Origin of the sequence: Patulibacter brassicae (genome assembly GCF_033949425.1) — a bacterium.
GTDB lineage: Bacteria > Actinomycetota > Thermoleophilia > Solirubrobacterales > Solirubrobacteraceae > Patulibacter > Patulibacter brassicae.
The window spans coordinates 255,091-270,740 of sequence record NZ_JAXAVX010000001.1 but is presented as its reverse complement, the minus strand read 5'-3'; the positions used below and the strand labels follow the sequence as shown (position 1 = coordinate 270,740).

Below are 15,650 nucleotides of genomic sequence, written 5' to 3'. Positions count from 1 at the left end.
GTCCCAGGAGCTCGGATGACCCCTCGCGCTCGCGCGGTGCTGTTCCTCGTCTGCGGTGCCCAGTTCATGGTCATCCTCGACGTCTCGATCGTGAACGTCGCGCTCGAGGCGATCCGCGTCGAGCTCGACATGTCCGAGGCGGGGCTCCAGTGGATCGTCAACGCGTACGCGATCGCGTTCGGCGGCTTCCTCCTGCTCGGCGGCCGCGCGGCCGACCTCCTCGGCCGGCGTCGCGTCTTCGTCGCCGGCCTGACGCTCTTCACCGGCGCCTCGCTCGTCGGCGGACTCGCGCAGAGCCCCGAGATGCTCATCGCCGCGCGCGCCGTGCAGGGGCTCGGCGGGGCGATCGTCGCCCCGACGACGCTCTCGATCCTCACGACGGCGTTCGCCGAGGGCCCCGAGCGGACCCGCGCGATGGGCGCCTGGGGCGCCGTCGCCGGCCTCGGCGGCTCGGCCGGCGCGATCGTCGGCGGGGTCCTCACCGACGCGCTGGACTGGCGCTGGATCCTCTTCGTCAACGTGCCGATCGGCGCGGTCCTCATCGCCCAGGCGCTGCGCCGCCTGCCGGCGGACCAGGTCGACCCGGCCGCGGAGCGCTCGTTCGACGTCGCCGGTGCGACGACGGCGACGCTCGGCCTCGTGGCGGTCGTCTTCGGGATCGTCCGCACCGAGGTCGTCGGGTGGGGCTCGGGGCAGAGCCTCGGTCCGCTCCTGGGCGGCGTCGTCCTGCTCGCGGCGTTCCTCGTCGTCGAGGGGCGCATCGCGCGGCGGCCGCTCATGCCGCTGCGGGTGCTGCGCTCGCCGGCGCTCGCGGTCCCGAGCGGGGCGATGGTCCTCCTGAGCGCGGGCCTCTTCGCGATGTGGTTCTTCGTGACGCTCTACCTCCAGCAGGTGCTCGGCTACTCGCCGCTGGAGGCCGGCGTCGCCTTCCTGCCGCTCACGGTCCTCATGGGCCTCGGCTCGTTCAACGCCGGCCGCGTCGTCGCCGCGATCGGTCCCCGGCGCACGCTGCTCGTGGGCTTCGGCCTCGCGGCGCTCGGCTTCCTGCTCTTCTCCCGGATCTCGGCCGACGGCTCGTTCGTCGCCGACGTCCTGCCGGCCTCGATCGTCACCGCCGTCGGCGTCGGGCTCTGCTTCGTGCCGCTCACGGCTCTGGCGGTCGCCGGCTCGCGGCCCGACGAGGCCGGGCTGGTGTCGGGCATCTTCAACGTCTCCCGGCAGGTCGGCGGCGCGCTGGGCCTCGCGATCCTCACGACGATCGCGGCGACCCGCACCGGGGACCTCCTGCCGGCGGGAGCAGGTGAGCCGCGCGGCGGCGGCGCGGTGCCGGACGCGGTCGCCGAGGCGCTGACGGCCGGCTACTCGCGCGCGTTCGTCGTGGCGACGGGATTCGCCATCGCGGGCTGGCTCGTCGTCGCGTTGCTGCTGCGCGCGCGGCCGGCGGCCGGCGGCCCCGTGCTCGCCGCCGCACCGGCGCCGGCGGACGGCGCCCGCGGGGCCGGCCGCCGACTGACCGGTACGCGCGGGGGGCCCTCCGCGGTCGGGAGGGGGGATGCCGCTCGAGTCGCCCGGAACGGCGTTCCGGTCCTGGGTAACTCGAGTCGTCTGGGACGGGATCCCGGTCCTGGGTGACTCGAGTCGTTCGGGACGGGATTCCGGTCCTGGGTGACTCGAGTCGTTCGGGACGGGGTTCCGGTCCTGGGTGACTCGAGTCGTCTGGGACGGGATCCCGGTCCTGGGTGACTCGAGTCGTTCGGGACGGGATTCCGGTCCTGGGTGACTCGAGTCGTTCGGGACGGGATTTCGGTCCTGGGTGTCTCGAGTCGTTCGGGTCGGGATTTCGGTCCTCGGCGACTCGAGTCGTTCGGGACGGGGCGGCGCGGGCCACCCGGGAGTGCTGCGCCAGAGGTTTGAGGGAACAGTCGTGCACTGCGTCGCCGACCGGTGCTACTCTGGGTAGGAATTCGGTCGGCGGTGCTGCTGGGTCGCGCTCGGTCGCGGCGGGCGGGGCCACCGGCGCCCTCCACGAAGCGCCTCCGGGTGCGCTCTCGATATGACCGTCACTGAACGAGGAATGGCCTACGGCATCCGCGCGCTCACGCGGCTCGCCGGACTCGACGTCGTCGACCGCCTCGGCCTGCGGGACCCCGCCAACCGGGCGCTGAAGCGCGCCTCGGCGACCGGGTTCCGGACGGCCGGCAAGGTCGGGCGGACGTTCGCCGCGACGCAGAAGCGCTCGAGTCCCGGGCGGCTGAAGCCCGAGACGGCGTCGCGTCAGCGGGGCCTCTTCGACCTCACGCCGACCGACGATCAGCAGATGCTGCAGGACGCGGCGCGCGAGTTCGCCGCCGGCGCGATCCGGCCGGCCGCCGAGCAGGCCGACCACGACGACGCGACGCCGCAGGAGCTGCTCGACTCCGCGGCGGAGCTCGGCCTCGCGACGCTCGGCGTGCCGGAGGAGCTCGGCGGGCTCGTCGAGGAGCGCTCCGCGGTGACGTCGACGCTCATCGCCGAGGCGCTCGCCCACGGGGACCTGTCGATCGCCGTCGCGGCGCTCGCGCCGGCCGCCGTCTCCACGGCGCTCGGCCTGTGGGGCGACGCCGAGCAGCAGGCGACGTACCTCCCGGCGTTCGTCGGCGAGGACGTCCCGGCCGCCGCGCTGTGCGTCCAGGAGCCGACCGCGCTGTTCGATCCGTTCGCGCTGCGCACGCGCGCTCGGCGCAGCGGCGACGGCTACGTCCTGGACGGCGTGAAGTCGCTCGTCCCGCGTGGCAAGGACGCCGAGCTGTTCGTCGTCGCCGCGCAGGTGGAGGGCGAGGACGGGGCGGCGGGCCCGGCCCTGTTCCTCGTCGAGTCCAAGGTCGACGGCATCACGACCTCGCCGGACCCGGCGATGGGCCTGCGCGCCGCCTCGACGGTGAAGCTCCACCTCGACGGCGTGCAGGTCCCGGCCGGCGCCCTCCTCGGCGGCGGCGCGCCCGAGGTCTACCGCGAGGCGATCGCGCTGGGCCGGATCGCCTGGTCGGCGCTCGCCGCCGGCACGTCGAAGGCCGTCCTGGATTACGTGATCCCGTACGTCAACGAGCGCGAGGCGTTCGGCGAGCCGATCAGCCACCGCCAGGCGGTCGCGTTCACCGTCTCGGACATCGCGATCGAGGCGGAGTCCATCCGCCTCCTCGCCTACCGCGCCGCGAGTCGCGCGGACGCCGCGCAGAGCTTCGCTCGCGAGGCCGCGCTCGCCCGGCGCCTCGTCGCCGACAAGGGCATGCAGATCGGCTCCCAGGGCGTGCAGCTCCTGGGCGGCCACGGCTACGTCAAGGACCACCCGGTCGAGCGCTGGTACCGCGATCTGCGGGCCGCCGGCGTCGTCGAGGGCACCCTGCTCGTCTGAGGACCTGATCGATGATCAATCTCGAGAACCCCAAGAAGTTCCAGGGCCTGGTCGACATGACCCGCCAGGTCTCGGAGCAGATGTTCCGCCCGATCTCGCGCAAGTACGACCGCGCCGAGCACGAGTACCCGAAGGAGCTCGACACGCTCCGGGCCCTGCTCGAGGGCATGAACGAGGGCGACCCCTCCGGCGGCGTCAGCGCGTCCGGCGGCCGCAGCAACAAGGCGGCCGAGGGCAACGTCAACGGCGGCAACCTCTCGACGGTGCTCTCCGTCGCCGAGGCCTGCTGGGGCGACGTCTCGTTCGTCCTGACGATGCCGGGGCAGGGCCTCGGCAACGCGGCGATCGCCGCCGTCGCCGACGACGAGCAGATGGCGCGCTTCGGCGACAAGTGGGCCGCGATGGCGATCACCGAGCCGCACTTCGGCTCGGACTCCGCCGCCGTCAAGGCGACCGCGATCCTCGACGAGGAGACCGGCGAGTACGTCCTCAACGGGACGAAGATCTTCGTCACCTCCGGCGAGCGCGCCGACGTCGTCGTCGTCTGGGCGTCGGTCGATCCGAGCAAGGGCCGCGCGGCGATCAAGTCGTTCATCGTCCCGCGCGACACGCCGGGCTTCGAGCTCGTCCGGCTGGAGCACAAGCTCGGCATCCGCGGCTCGGATACCGCCCAGTTCGCGCTGACCGACGTGCGGATCCCGAAGGAGAACCTCCTCGGGACGCCCGAGGTCGAGGTGAAGAAGGGCTTCGCGGGCGTCATGCAGACGTTCGACAACACCCGCCCGATGGTCGCCGCGATGGCCGTCGGCGTCGCGAAGGCGTCGCTGGAGCGCACGAAGGAGCTCTTCGCCGAGGCCGGCGTCGAGGTCGACTACGACAAGCCCGCCCACCTGCAGATCGGTGCCGCGGCGGAGCTCCTGCGGATGGAGGCGGACTTCGACGCCTTCCGCCTGCTGACGCTCGAGGCGGCATGGATGGCCGACAACCGCAAGCCGAACTCGGTCAACGCGTCGATGGCGAAGGCGAAGGCCGGTCGCTGCGCGACGGAGATCACCCTGAAGTGCGTCGAGCTCGCCGGCGGCCTCGGCTTCTCGGAGGACGAGCTCCTGGAGAAGTGGTCGCGCGACGCGAAGATCCTCGACATCTTCGAGGGCACGCAGCAGATCCAGCTGCTGATCATCGCGCGCAACCTGCTCGGCAAGAGCTCCGCCGAGCTGAAGTAGCGCCCCCGCCGGCACCCGGGCGCCTCGGCGCACCCCGCGAGCCCGCCGCCCGGCGGGCTCGCGCGTTCGCCGCGGGGCTCAGCGCGCGGTCGCGGACGCCAGCGTGGCGCTCGGCGCCGCGGCCTTCGGGGGCGGGTCCGATCCGTGCGCCGCGGGACCGACGAGCCCGGCCGCGAGCACCCCGGCGACGAGGATCCCGCGTCGCAGCACGAGCCCGACGCGGCGATCGGCGAGCGCCGGGAACCGGGCCTGCAGCCAGATCCGCGAGCCCGTCGCGCCGGCCACCGCGGTCATGGCGCCGGCGGCGCACTGGATGCACATGCCCGCCAGTGAAGCACGCCCGGACTGTGAAGTTGATCGCTATGTGGCGGGGTCTTGCTCTGACGTTGGCGCGGCTAGTTCGTGCCGATGACGAGCGTCTCTCGGGCGGCTTCGACGACCTCCGCGGTGACGGTGGTCAGCTGGTTGATCTCGAGGAGTCGGCGGATCTGTGCGAAGAGGCGGTGGATGAGGCGGAAGTTGCCGCCGGTGATGCGTGCGACGGCGGCGACGGCTTCGGCGTCGGTGAAGTCGTCGGCAGAGAGTGCAAGCCCGAGTCGTTCCCAGTGATGTTGGAGCACGAAACGGAGCTCGTCCGGGGAGAGGGCGTTGTAGCGGTGCGCGAAGCCGATGCGGCTGTAGAGCTGTGGGTAGCGCGCGAGCTTTTTCTCGAGGCCGGGCATGCCGATCAGGATCAGTCCGACGCCGTGGCGGTCGAAGATGTCGCGGAGCATCTCCAGTGCGTTGGTGCGTAGGCGGTCGGCTTCGTCGACGATGACGAGCTCGACGTACCACCGCAGCGGCGTGAACCACCTGTCCTCGCTGGGTTCGGGTTGGAGCTTCTCGTCGGCGGCGAGGTGGTAGCGGTGGCAGAGATCCATGATCTGCTGGTCCAGGTGGCGCGGGCTGACGGTGACGCTGGGGGTCCAGAAGACGACGTTTGTGACGCCGAGATCAGCGGGCGGCTCGGCCGGTTCGTCGGGAGCTGGCCAGGAGGGTCGTTGGATCCATCGTGAGGTCTCGTCCCAGTTGCAGAACCGGCGGGCCGACATGGTCTTTCCGACGCCTGGGACGCCGTGGCAGAGGCCGATGTACCCCTCGCGCTTGCAGGCTTCGGCGAACTCGACGAAGCGGCGGTGCTCTTTCGTGATCAGGAAGTCGGGCGGGTCGCCCGTCCGCGCCGTGGGGCCGTCGCGCATGGGTCACTCCTCTCGGTAGCGGCGGATGACGGACGTTCGGGCCGCCGGCTTGGGGGCGGGCGGCTCCGGCGGTCGAGGGATGACCGGTGGGAGGTCGAGTTGGTCGGCGAGGCTGACGCGGCCGCGGAGCGTGCGGCGGAGCTCTCGTCGTCTTGCGGTCCGGGCGGCCTGGAGGTCGCGGAGGGTGATCGTGGTGCCTGCGAGCTCGGGGCTGACGGCGCGGCAGAGGAAGCGGTCTTCGTGGAAGACGCGGATCTCGGCGAGGTCGCGGGGGTCGTAGCGGAGAGTGACGGGCTCGCCGACGTACGCGGCGAGGGTGAGGTCGACGTAGCGGACGCCTTGGAAGCGGATGCCGTCGCGATGCACGGTGCGGGTCTTTGGGACGGTCAGGAGCAGGAGGTCGAGGTCCTCGAGCGAGTCGGGCATCCGTGGAAGCCAGCCCCCTGCTGCCCACCGTTGCATGGGTGTGGTCTTGGTTTCGGGGTGAGGTCGGGCGTTGTAGGTGCCGATCCACCGGGCGACCTCGGCGTCGAGCTCGCCGAGCGAAAGGCCGGCGGGGTTCGGCGGCGAGCCCCGCCGATTTGGTGCGAGGTGGCCCGGGAGCGTGGGCAGGAGCTCGGTCGTGAGTGACCCGAAGAGTCGCTCGATTTTCCCTCGGCCCTGGGGCACGCCGGGCGTGGAGAAGGTGAGCTGGACGTGGAGGTCGGCGGCGACCTGCTCGAGGTGCTGGCTGGTGAAGTCGGAGCCGTGATCGGTGTAGAGCGTGCCCGGGAGGCCGCAGACCATCCACGCCGGGTCGGCCTTGCGCCAGATCGCCTGGCGCAGCGCGAGCGCGGTCTGCAGCGTCGATGGCGCTTCGAGGAACACGGCGTAGCCGGCGACCGCACGGCTGTAGTCGTCGAGGATCAGCGTGAGCCAGGGTCGTACCTCGCGCCCGGTGACGTCGAGGAGCATCACATCGAGCTGCGTGTGGTCGGCCTGCCAGATCGCGTTAGGTGCCTCGGCCTCCCAGCGCAGCGCCAGCTCGAACCGGTCGCGGTACGCGGCGGGCCCCTGGTGCGCGAGGGTCGTGAGACCCGGATCGAGGGCCCGGATGATCTGCCGAACCGTCGCGTAGCTCGGGGCCGGCCACCCGTTCTCGGCAGCCACCTGCGCCGTCCGGCGGTGGACGTGCGCGATCGTCGGCGCGGGACGTCGCAGCGCGAGCCCTTCGACGAACGCGACCAGTCCGGGGTGGGAGCGACGCGTTCCGCGGTCGCGACGGGTGGGCGGCGCGAGGCCGAACAGGCCCGCTGTTCGGTAGCCCGACAGCCAGCGCTGCGCAGTGCGCAGCGCCACGCCGGCTTCCCTCGCGGCATGGGCCAGGGGCACGCCGTCCTCGATCGTCGGCCGCAGGACCGCGAAGCGCGCCATCGCGATCGCCCGCGCCGGTTCGGAGAGGGCGGCTAGCGATCGCTCGGCGCCCTCGGTCACCGCTACCTCTCGGGTCCGCGATCGGCGGGAGGCGTCCCCGCGGCGGTCGCGGCCTGCTCCGGCCGCGGCGGCAGGTGACGGTAGAGGCTGGTCCGGGCGATCCCGGTCTTCTCGACGATCTCCGCGATCGTGCTCCCGGTATCGCGTAGGTGAGCGGCCCACGCGAGCTTGGAGGGGTCGACCACGACGGGTCGGCCGATCCGGCGGCCCTTCGCCGTGGCGACCGCGCGGGCGTGTGCGGCACGCTCCATCGTGTAGGTGCGCTCCATCTGCCCGAACAGCGCGAGGAGGACGACGGCGAGCTGCGCCATCGGGTCGTCAGGGTTGCTCGAGTCGACCTTGATCGGGTCGGCGAGGTTGCGGACGCCGATCTTGCGCTCGGCGAGCTCATGGATCAGGTTGAGCGTGTCGCGGACGGTGCGGCCGAGGCGGTCGAGGGTGTGCACGACGATCGTGTCGCCCTCGCGCGCGTAGGCGATGACGTCGCGGAGCCCGGGACGGTCGGTGGTGGCGCCGGACTTCTTGTCGACGTAGATCCGGTCCCTTGGGATCCCGACCTGCTCGAGCGCATCGATCTGCCGATCGAGGTCCTGCTTCACCGTCGAGACACGCGCGTAGCCGAGATCCACGCCCCGACCGTACCGGAGGTCACGGCCGTACGGGAGAACTGGACCGGCGTTTCGGTACCTACCTTTGGGACGGTCCGCGTCCAGTTTCTATCGCCAGCTCGGTTTCATGCCGGCGGCCGTCCCACATCCAAGAATGTGGGACGGCCGGTGCAGCGTCTCAGTTCGGCTTGGTGGCGCGGATGATCGCGGAGCCGGCCTTCGCATGGACGCGGTGGGTTTCCTGGATCTCGACGTCGACGAGGCCGGCGGCGGCGAGGGCGTCCTCGAACTCGTGGCGGGTCAGGGCGCCGGCGATGCAGCCGGTGAACTGCTGCATGTCGCGCCGGGTCGCGTCGTCCATGTCAGGGTCGGCGACGACGTCGGAGACGGCGAAGCGGCCGCCGGGCTTGAGGACACGGGCGGCTTCGGCGAGGACCTTGTTCTTGTCGCCGGCGAGGTTGATGACGCAGTTGGAGATCACCACGTCGACGGAGGCGTCCTCGAGCGGGAGGTCCTCGAGGTAGCCCTTCCGGAACTCGACGTTCGAGAGGCCGGCGTCCTTGGCGTTCTTGCGGGCCTGGTCGAGCATCTCGTCGGTCATGTCGATCCCGATCGCCCGACCGGTCGGGGCGACGCGGCGCGCAGAGATCAGGACGTCACCGCCGGTGCCCGAGCCGAGATCCAGCACGACATCGCCGTCCTTCAGGGCCGCGACGGCGGTCGGGACGCCGCAGCCCAGCGACCCGGTGATCGCCTGCCCGCCGTCCTGGGCGGTCTCCTTGTCGTAGAGGGTGGCGCCGAAGACCTCGGTGCCGTGCTCGTCGGTCGTCGAGACCGCGGGGCTGCAGCAGCCGGACCCCTGGGTGGCGGCCTGGGCGTACTTCGCGCGGACCTGCTCGCGAAGGACCTCGGCGTCAGTGGGGACCTGAGCGGGATCGTGGCCTGCGCCGCAGCCGCACGACGTCGCGGCGGGCGTGCAGCAGTCGGCCTTAGCGGCGGGCTCGCAGCAGGTGGCCTGGGTGTCGGTCGAGCAGCAGGCGGCGGGTTCGGTGGTGCTCACGGGGAAGCCTCGGTGTGGGTGGAGGTCAGCCGAGCCAGACGGCGAGCTCGTCGAGCGCGTCGGGCAGGACGTAGTAGTAGGCCCAGAGGCCCTGACGTTCCGAATCAACGATGCCGGCGTCACGCAGCTTCTTGAGGTGGTGCGAGAGCGTCGACTGGGAGACATCGAACAGCGGCACGAGCTCGCAGACGCAGACCTTCCCGGCGTGCTTGCGCAGGACGTCGACGAGCTGCAGGCGGATCGGATCACCGAGCGCCTTGGCGACCTCGGCCAGCCGCGTTGCCTTCTCGCGGTCGACGTCGGGATAGACGACGGGCTCGCAACACGGGGCGCCGGCGGCGCGCTTGGTCTTCGGCTCGAGCTGCAGATCGACGTTCATCGAAACAGCACGCTACACAAAAAAATCACGTCTGTCGATTGCATCGACTTTCGTCACTAGATACCGTGCGGGGCATGGCGACCGTCACCGAGCCCACCGCTCCGGCCGAGCTCCCCGTCCTCCGGCGACTATCCACGCTGGACCGCTTCCTGCCCGTCTGGATCCTGCTCGCGATGGCCATCGGCCTCGGCCTCGGCGCGGCGATCCCGTCGATCAACGACGGCCTCGACAAGCTCCGCATCGGCACCGTCTCGCTGCCGATCGCGCTCGGGCTGCTGCTGATGATGTACCCGGTGCTCGCGAAGGTCCGCTACGGCGACGTCGCCCGCGACCGCTCACCGGAGACCGCCAAGCTGCTCGGCGCGTCGCTGGTCCTGAACTGGGTGGTCGGGCCGGCGCTGATGTTCGCGCTGGCCTGGATCTTCCTCGCCGACCAGCCCGAGTTCAGGACCGGCCTGATCATCGTCGGCCTCGCCCGCTGCATCGCAATGGTCCTCATCTGGTCGGACCTCTCGTGCGCCGATCGCGAGTCCACCGCGCTGCTGGTGGCGATCAACTCCGTGTTCCAGATCGTCGCCTACAGCGTCCTGGGCTGGTTCTACCTCACCGCACTGCCGGACCTCGGCCTCGACTCCCAGGGCTTCTCGATCGGCATCTGGGAGGTCGCGCGGACCGTCCTGATCTTCCTCGGCATCCCGCTCGTGGCCGGAGCCCTCACGCGCTACATCGGCGTGCGCCGCATGGGGGAGGAGGCGTACGAGACGCGCTTCCTGCCGAAGATCGGCCCGTTCGCGCTCTACGGGTTGCTGTTCACGATCGTGATGCTCTTCGCGATCCAGGGCGACGCCATCACCAGCGAGCCCTTGGATGTCGTGCGGATCGCGTTGCCGCTGCTCGTCTACTTCGCCGTCATGTTCTCCGCCGGCCTTGCCGCCGGAAGGCTCATCGGCGCAACGTACGCCCGGACCGCTTCTCTCGCGTTCACCGCGGCGGGCAACAACTTCGAGCTCGCGATCGCCGTCGCCATCGGCGTCTTCGGCGCGACGTCCGGTCAGGCGCTGGCCGGTGTCGTCGGACCGCTGATCGAGGTGCCCGTCCTCGTCGGCCTGGTCTACGTCGCGCTCTGGATTCGCCGGCGCTGGTACCCGGCCGAGGAGGCCGCGGCGCGCCGAGGCGACCCGCCGGCACCGCGCGCCGAGCCCCGTCCCGTTTGACCCTGTCCCGCTACCCGAGGTCTCCTCTCATGCGTCACGTGCTCTTCGTCTGCAACCACAACGCCGGTCGGTCGCAGATGGCTCATGCCTTCTTCGCCGCCATCGCTCCGGACGACATCGTCGTCTCGTCCGCTGGCACCCAGCCGGCCAAGGCCGTCTGGCCCGTCGTCGTCGAGGCGATGGCCGAGGTCGGCATCGACATCTCCGACCAGAAGCCGCAGAAACTGACCAACGAGATGCAGCTGCAGACGGACTGGGCGATCACGATGGGCTGCGGCGACGCCTGCCCGTTCGTGCCCGCCGCCGTGCACGCATGGGACCTCAAGGACCCGTCCACGATGCAGATCGAGGACGTCCGCAAGGTCCGCGACGAGATCCAGCTGCTCGTCCAGGACCTCGTCGACCACCACCTGAGCGAGGTCTACGCCGACAGGACAGCCCACCAGCTCAGGCTCGAGCGTCTCCTCCGGCTGCTCTCCGACCTTCAGGACCACACGCCGCAGGAGATCCGGGCGTGCGCGGACCGCATCCTCGGCGAGTTCTCCGAAGGCGCAGTCCGCAGCCACGTCATGACCCTGGCGCACCGCCGCGCCAAGGAGTGCCTGAAGGCCGGCGGTTGCGCCCCGGTCCCCACCGATCTCGCTCCGGCCTTCGCATGAGCGACCCCACGGCCTCCAAGATCCGGGTCGGGATCAACGGGTTCGGGCGCATGGGGCGCCTAGCGCTCCGCGCCGGCTGGGACCGCCAGGACCTCGAGTTCGTCCACATCAACGAGATCGCCGGCGACGCCACCACCGCTGCGCACCTCCTTGAGTTCGACTCCGTCCACGGCCGCTGGCGCCACGACATCGCCTCCGACGGCGACGCGGTGGTGATCGACGGTCAGCGGCTGAGCTACAGCGACCACCCGACCCCCGGCGACGTCCCGTGGGACGAGCTCGGCGTCGACCTGGTGCTTGAGGGCACCGGCAAGTTCAAGACCCAAGCCACCCTCGATCCGTACTTCGGCCGCGGCGTCCGGAAGGTCATCGTGGCCGCGCCGGTCAAGGACGGCGGCGCGCTGAACGTCGTCGTCGGGGTCAACGACCACCTCTACGACCCCAACACCCATGACGTCCTGACCGCGGCGTCGTGCACCACCAACTGCTTGGCGCCGGTCGTGAAGGTGCTCCACGAGGGCCTCGGGATCCTGCGCGGGTCGATCACGACGCTGCACGACCTCACCAACACTCAGACCTTGGTGGACGCGCCGCACAAGGACCTCCGCCGGGCCCGCGCCGCCGGCCTCTCGCTGATCCCGACGACGACCGGGTCTGCCACGGCGATCGGCCTGATCTTCCCCGAGCTGCAGGGCCGCCTCGACGGCGTCGCGATCCGGGTGCCGCTGCTGAACGCGTCGCTCACCGACGCGGTGTTCGAGGTCGCCCGCGAGACCACCGTCGACGAGGTCAACGAGCTCCTGCGCACCGCCGCAGAGGGCCCGCTGAACGGGATTCTCGGGTACGAGACGCGGCCGCTGGTGTCGGTCGACTTCAAGGACGACCCCCGCTCCGGGATCGTCGACGCGCCGTCGACGATGGTCACCGACAAGACGCAGGTGAAGATCCTCGCCTGGTACGACAACGAGTGGGGCTACGTGAACCGCTGGGTCGAGCTCGCCGGCCAGGTCGCCGCGTTCCTGGAGCCCCGGGCGTGACTGGCCAGGACGCGGCCGCGGCCGCCGAGCAGCGCGGAGGTGACCTACGGAACTACGTCGTCGTCACCGGCGCCTATTGGGCCGACACGATCGCCGACGGCGCGATCCGCGTCCTGGTCCTCTTCTACTTCTACGAGCTCGGCTACAGCCCGCTGCAGGTCGCCTCGCTGTTTCTCTTCTACGAGGTCTTCGGGATCCTCACCAACCTCGTCGGCGGCTACATCGCCGCCCGCTGGGGACTCAAATCGACCCTGCTGGGCGGTCTGACCTTCCAGCTCGCGGCGCTGGCGATGCTCGCGCTGGTCCCCGAGTCGTGGCTCGTCGTGGCCTACGTGATGGTCGCCCAGGCGCTCTCGGGGATCGCGAAGGACCTGACGAAGATGTCGTCGAAGAGCGCGGTGAAGCTCGTCGTCCCGCAGGACACACCTGGGGCCCTCTACAAGTGGGTGGCGATCCTCACCGGCTCCAAGAACGCGCTCAAGGGCGTCGGGTTCTTCCTCGGCGGGCTGCTCCTCACCGTCATCGGCTTCCAGGCCGCGCTGGGGTGCATCGCCGGCCTGGTCGCCGCGGGTCTCGCGGGGACGTTGATCTTCATGCGCGGCGACCTCGGGACACCGGACACGTCGGCGAAGTTCCGGCAGATGTTCTCCAACAACCGGTCGGTGAACCTCCTGGCCGGCGCCCGGATCTTCCTCTTCGCCTCCCGCGACGTCTGGTTCGTCGTCGGCCTCCCCGTCTACCTCCGCACCGTCATGGGCTGGTCGTTCTGGCAGGTCGGCATCTTCATGGCCGTCTGGACCATCGGCTACGGCATCGTCCAAGCCCTCGCACCCAGGTTCGTCAAGGACCCCGACGGCCGCACCGCCGCGAAGCTCGCATTCGTCCTCGCCGCCTTCCCCGCCGCGATCGCGATCGCGATGAGCACCTCGATCGACCCCGACGTCGTGATCGTCGCCGGACTCATCGTCTTCGGCGTCGTCTTCGCGATGAACAGCGCCGTCCACTCGTACCTGATCCTCGCCTACGCCGAGGGGTCGAAGGTCGCGATGAACGTCGGCTTCTACTACATGGCCAACGCCTTCGGCCGACTCTCCGGCACCGTCCTCTCCGGCGCGCTCTATCAATGGCAGGGCCTGCAGGCTTGCCTCTGGGGATCGGCGATCATGGTCCTCGCCGCCGGCCTCCTCTCCCTGCTCCTGCCCGGCGACCCAGCGCGATCCCGCGCCCGTCGGGCGACGCCGAACCAGGCCGTGGAAGGCGTCGCCTGATGGCCCACGTGCTGTTCGTCTGCCTGCACAACGCCGGCCGCTCCCAGATCAGCCGCGCGCTCTTCCAGCGCGCCGCCGAAGGCCGGCACGAAGGACGCTCTGCCGGTACCACCCCGGCCGACCAGGTCCACCCCGAGGTGCTCGAGGTGATGGACGAGCTCGGCATCGATCTTCGCGACCAGGAGCCTAAGCTCCTCACGCGCGAGATGGCGGAATGGGCCGACGTCGTCGTCACGATGGGCTGCGGCGACAAGTGCCCGTTCGTCCCTGGCGTCCGCTACATCGACTGGGACCTCCCCGACCCCTCCGGCCGACCCGTCGACGAGGTCCGCGCGACCCGCGACGACATCAGCCGCCGCATCGATCAGCTGCTTGCCGAGCTCGACGCCTGACCCGTCTCGTGCTCGAGTCCGCGACCCACCCCGAAGCACCCGTCCCCACGACGCTGGAGCCGGACTGCTGCGCGGGCGCCGGGCCGGCGGTCTCGGGAATCTGCGTGACCGTGCACCGTCGGCTGCTCGAGCTCGAGCCGTATCTGCAGGAAGCGGAACGTCTGCGCGCGATTCTCGACGCCGCCCGCCCCGCCGCCACGTCGGCTCCGGCGGGCTCCCAGGGTCGGGTTCGCACGGGGGAGAACAAACAGCTGATCGTCCGCGAGCTCGCCGTGCACCCCGGGAGCACCGCCGCGCAGATCGCCGCGCGAACAGGACGAAAGCGCTCCGTCCTTGCCTCCACCATGAGCCGCATGGCCCGCCACGGCGAGCTCCAGCGAACCGGCAACGGATTCGAGCTCTCCCGCTGACGCGACGTCCTCAAGCGTTCCGGCCGACCCCCGTGCAACTCTTCAAGTCCGAGGCGACAGGCTTCGGACGGCGAGTCGACCTGGAGTCGGCCGCCACCCACGATCCGCCAGGGCCCCGGGCAACGGGTACAGCGGATCGGAACTGCAGTACCGGTACGAACGTTGCCCCGGCGATCTCTAGAGAGCCCCGGTCGGAGTCCAATCCCGACCGGGGCTTCGTCGTTCTACGGCGACGTCTGACGCCTGACGCAGACTCCCGGCATGAGCACCACCGACAGCGATCGCCTCGACCGCATCGAAGAGCACCTCGACAACCTCAACGGCCGGCTGGACCAGCTGATCGACTACGCCGCCGCGATCGCCAACACCGTCCAGGGCCACACGACCGCCGGCGGCGACGTCGTCCCCGGCATCCTCACCACGCTCCAGGACGTCTCCGCGGACGTGCAGAGCCTCGAGCGCCACAACCGCGGCTAACCCAGCAGACGCAACGCGACACCGCCGGCCGTGGTCGTCGTTACCCCGGCCAAGCCGATCAGCGCGATCCGCACGCGCGCTCGCCACGCGATCCGGGCGCACTCGACCTGCGCGTCAGACCGTCTGCGCAGGCAGGTGCGTGGTTCGACGGCTGAGTCGGCGAGCGATCGGTGCGGCGGTCAGGGTGCCCAGGACGAGCCCGACCTGCATCAGGAACGTGAACCGCACGTCGGTGGCCATCGGCATGTTCTCCGAGTAGTGCAGGACCAGCATCCAGCCGAGCATCCCGACGTCGAAAGCCACGACTGTCACCAACGCGATGACCGCAGCGGTCCGCAGCCGCGTCGCCGAGGCCTGCCGGTCGGTGGGGGAGGCGACGACGGCGAGCTCGAAGAGGACGAGCATGATCGTCGCCAGGACGGTGATGATCGCGACCATCGCCCACATGTCGAAGCCGGCGATCGTCAGGCCCGTCAGGACGACGATCGGCACGCCCACGATGTGTGCCAACCCCGAAGCCACGCCTCCGTGCAGGCCAAGCGCCAAGCCCGCCTCGGCGTCGGACGACGTTGAGGTCGCCGCTGCGCGGCGTCGGGCGTCGCGGCGCTGCAACACGATCGCGAGCGGCCCGAGGTACAGCGCGGAGAGCGGCCAGATCGCGGCCATCAGCGGACGCTGCGGACGGCGCCCGCCCCCGTAGAGATCGAACAGCACGACGGCGGCACTGAGGACCGCGGCCACGATCCACAGCCACGACACCGTCGTCAGCCACGTCGGAAGGCCCGACCCCATCTCTTCCATCGTCATTCCCTGCATGACAG

General features: G+C 70.8%; 17 protein-coding genes. 10 read left to right on the top strand and 7 right to left on the bottom strand.

Annotated elements, in window-relative coordinates; genetic code table 11:
• Positions 1 to 15: 15 nt before the first annotated feature.
• From SK069_RS01320 to SK069_RS01310, 3 genes are all read left to right on the top strand, one after another.
• Positions 16 to 1,632: an MFS transporter gene (locus SK069_RS01320; RefSeq protein WP_319952373.1), complete on the top strand. Its 1,617-nt coding sequence runs from the start codon at positions 16 to 18 to the stop codon at positions 1,630 to 1,632.
• 442 nt (positions 1,633 to 2,074) lie between these two features.
• A complete protein-coding gene (locus tag SK069_RS01315; protein ID WP_406628239.1) occupies positions 2,075 to 3,391 on the top strand; it encodes an acyl-CoA dehydrogenase family protein in 1,317 nt (438 codons plus the stop codon).
• 11 nt (positions 3,392 to 3,402) lie between these two features.
• A complete protein-coding gene (locus SK069_RS01310; protein ID WP_319952371.1) occupies positions 3,403 to 4,614 on the top strand; it encodes an acyl-CoA dehydrogenase family protein in 1,212 nt (403 codons plus the stop codon).
• A gap of 78 nt (positions 4,615 to 4,692) precedes the next feature.
• Here SK069_RS01310 and SK069_RS01305 read toward each other — a convergent pair whose 3' ends face one another.
• The 6 genes from SK069_RS01305 to SK069_RS01280 all read right to left on the bottom strand — a co-directional run bounded on the left by SK069_RS01305 (position 4,693) and on the right by SK069_RS01280 (position 9,372).
• A complete protein-coding gene (locus tag SK069_RS01305) occupies positions 4,693 to 4,935 on the bottom strand; it encodes a hypothetical protein (RefSeq protein WP_319952370.1) in 243 nt (80 codons plus the stop codon).
• Between the two features lie 74 nt (positions 4,936 to 5,009).
• Positions 5,010 to 5,852 (bottom strand): AAA family ATPase, encoded by an 843-nt coding sequence (locus SK069_RS01300; protein WP_319952369.1) that lies wholly within the window; start codon positions 5,850 to 5,852, stop codon positions 5,010 to 5,012.
• A gap of 3 nt (positions 5,853 to 5,855) precedes the next feature.
• Positions 5,856 to 7,265: a Mu transposase C-terminal domain-containing protein gene (locus SK069_RS01295; protein ID WP_406628221.1), complete on the bottom strand. Its 1,410-nt coding sequence runs from the start codon at positions 7,263 to 7,265 to the stop codon at positions 5,856 to 5,858.
• A 62-nt stretch (positions 7,266 to 7,327) separates the two neighbouring features.
• Positions 7,328 to 7,954 carry a recombinase family protein gene (locus SK069_RS01290; RefSeq protein ID WP_319952367.1) on the bottom strand — a complete coding sequence of 209 codons (627 nt, stop codon included), beginning with the start codon at positions 7,952 to 7,954 and terminating at the stop codon, positions 7,328 to 7,330.
• Between the two features lie 157 nt (positions 7,955 to 8,111).
• Positions 8,112 to 8,993, bottom strand: a complete 882-nt coding sequence (arsM, locus tag SK069_RS01285; protein WP_319952366.1) for an arsenite methyltransferase — start codon at positions 8,991 to 8,993, stop codon at positions 8,112 to 8,114.
• 25 nt (positions 8,994 to 9,018) lie between these two features.
• The gene (locus tag SK069_RS01280) at positions 9,019 to 9,372 is read right to left on the bottom strand and encodes an ArsR/SmtB family transcription factor (RefSeq protein WP_319952365.1); all 354 of its coding nucleotides are present in this window, start codon (positions 9,370 to 9,372) and stop codon (positions 9,019 to 9,021) included.
• A 74-nt stretch (positions 9,373 to 9,446) separates the two neighbouring features.
• Between SK069_RS01280 and arsB the strand changes: the two genes are divergently transcribed.
• From arsB to SK069_RS01245, 7 genes are all read left to right on the top strand, one after another.
• Positions 9,447 to 10,586 (top strand): ACR3 family arsenite efflux transporter, encoded by a 1,140-nt coding sequence (gene arsB / locus SK069_RS01275; RefSeq protein WP_319952364.1) that lies wholly within the window; start codon positions 9,447 to 9,449, stop codon positions 10,584 to 10,586.
• A gap of 29 nt (positions 10,587 to 10,615) precedes the next feature.
• On the top strand, positions 10,616 to 11,245 hold the full coding sequence (locus SK069_RS01270; protein ID WP_319952363.1) for an arsenate reductase ArsC: 630 nt from the start codon (positions 10,616 to 10,618) through the stop codon (positions 11,243 to 11,245).
• A complete protein-coding gene (locus SK069_RS01265) occupies positions 11,242 to 12,282 on the top strand; it encodes an ArsJ-associated glyceraldehyde-3-phosphate dehydrogenase (protein ID WP_319952362.1) in 1,041 nt (346 codons plus the stop codon). Before SK069_RS01270 ends, SK069_RS01265 begins: the two co-directional genes overlap by 4 nt.
• Positions 12,279 to 13,550 (top strand): organoarsenical effux MFS transporter ArsJ, encoded by a 1,272-nt coding sequence (arsJ, locus tag SK069_RS01260; protein WP_319952361.1) that lies wholly within the window; start codon positions 12,279 to 12,281, stop codon positions 13,548 to 13,550. Before SK069_RS01265 ends, arsJ begins: the two co-directional genes overlap by 4 nt.
• Positions 13,550 to 13,942 (top strand): arsenate-mycothiol transferase ArsC, encoded by a 393-nt coding sequence (locus tag SK069_RS01255; RefSeq protein WP_319952360.1) that lies wholly within the window; start codon positions 13,550 to 13,552, stop codon positions 13,940 to 13,942. Before arsJ ends, SK069_RS01255 begins: the two co-directional genes overlap by 1 nt.
• Positions 13,943 to 13,950: 8 nt before the next feature.
• Positions 13,951 to 14,352 carry a MarR family transcriptional regulator gene (locus tag SK069_RS01250; protein ID WP_319952359.1) on the top strand — a complete coding sequence of 134 codons (402 nt, stop codon included), beginning with the start codon at positions 13,951 to 13,953 and terminating at the stop codon, positions 14,350 to 14,352.
• A 261-nt stretch (positions 14,353 to 14,613) separates the two neighbouring features.
• On the top strand, positions 14,614 to 14,829 hold the full coding sequence (locus tag SK069_RS01245; protein ID WP_319952358.1) for a hypothetical protein: 216 nt from the start codon (positions 14,614 to 14,616) through the stop codon (positions 14,827 to 14,829).
• 114 nt (positions 14,830 to 14,943) lie between these two features.
• Here SK069_RS01245 and SK069_RS01240 read toward each other — a convergent pair whose 3' ends face one another.
• Positions 14,944 to 15,645, bottom strand: a complete 702-nt coding sequence (locus SK069_RS01240) for a DUF4396 domain-containing protein (RefSeq protein WP_319952357.1) — start codon at positions 15,643 to 15,645, stop codon at positions 14,944 to 14,946.
• Between the last annotated feature and the right edge of the window lie 5 nt (positions 15,646 to 15,650).

Bases quoted from the DNA above. Each gene is read 5' to 3' on its own strand.
- SK069_RS01295 (WP_406628221.1), bottom strand. From the start codon at position 7,265: ATGGCGCGCTTCGCGGTCCTGCGGCCGACGATCGAGGACGGCGTGCCC.
- SK069_RS01265 (WP_319952362.1), top strand. From the start codon at position 11,242: ATGAGCGACCCCACGGCCTCCAAGATCCGGGTCGGGATCAACGGGTTC.
- SK069_RS01240 (WP_319952357.1), bottom strand. From the start codon at position 15,645: ATGCAGGGAATGACGATGGAAGAGATGGGGTCGGGCCTTCCGACGTGG.
- arsB (WP_319952364.1), top strand. From the start codon at position 9,447: ATGGCGACCGTCACCGAGCCCACCGCTCCGGCCGAGCTCCCCGTCCTC.
- SK069_RS01270 (WP_319952363.1), top strand. From the start codon at position 10,616: ATGCGTCACGTGCTCTTCGTCTGCAACCACAACGCCGGTCGGTCGCAG.
- SK069_RS01280 (WP_319952365.1), bottom strand. From the start codon at position 9,372: ATGAACGTCGATCTGCAGCTCGAGCCGAAGACCAAGCGCGCCGCCGGC.
- SK069_RS01245 (WP_319952358.1), top strand. From the start codon at position 14,614: ATGAGCACCACCGACAGCGATCGCCTCGACCGCATCGAAGAGCACCTC.
- SK069_RS01300 (WP_319952369.1), bottom strand. From the start codon at position 5,852: ATGCGCGACGGCCCCACGGCGCGGACGGGCGACCCGCCCGACTTCCTG.
- SK069_RS01305 (WP_319952370.1), bottom strand. From the start codon at position 4,935: ATGTGCATCCAGTGCGCCGCCGGCGCCATGACCGCGGTGGCCGGCGCG.
- SK069_RS01315 (WP_406628239.1), top strand. From the start codon at position 2,075: ATGGCCTACGGCATCCGCGCGCTCACGCGGCTCGCCGGACTCGACGTC.
- SK069_RS01320 (WP_319952373.1), top strand. From the start codon at position 16: ATGACCCCTCGCGCTCGCGCGGTGCTGTTCCTCGTCTGCGGTGCCCAG.
- SK069_RS01255 (WP_319952360.1), top strand. From the start codon at position 13,550: ATGGCCCACGTGCTGTTCGTCTGCCTGCACAACGCCGGCCGCTCCCAG.
- SK069_RS01310 (WP_319952371.1), top strand. From the start codon at position 3,403: ATGATCAATCTCGAGAACCCCAAGAAGTTCCAGGGCCTGGTCGACATG.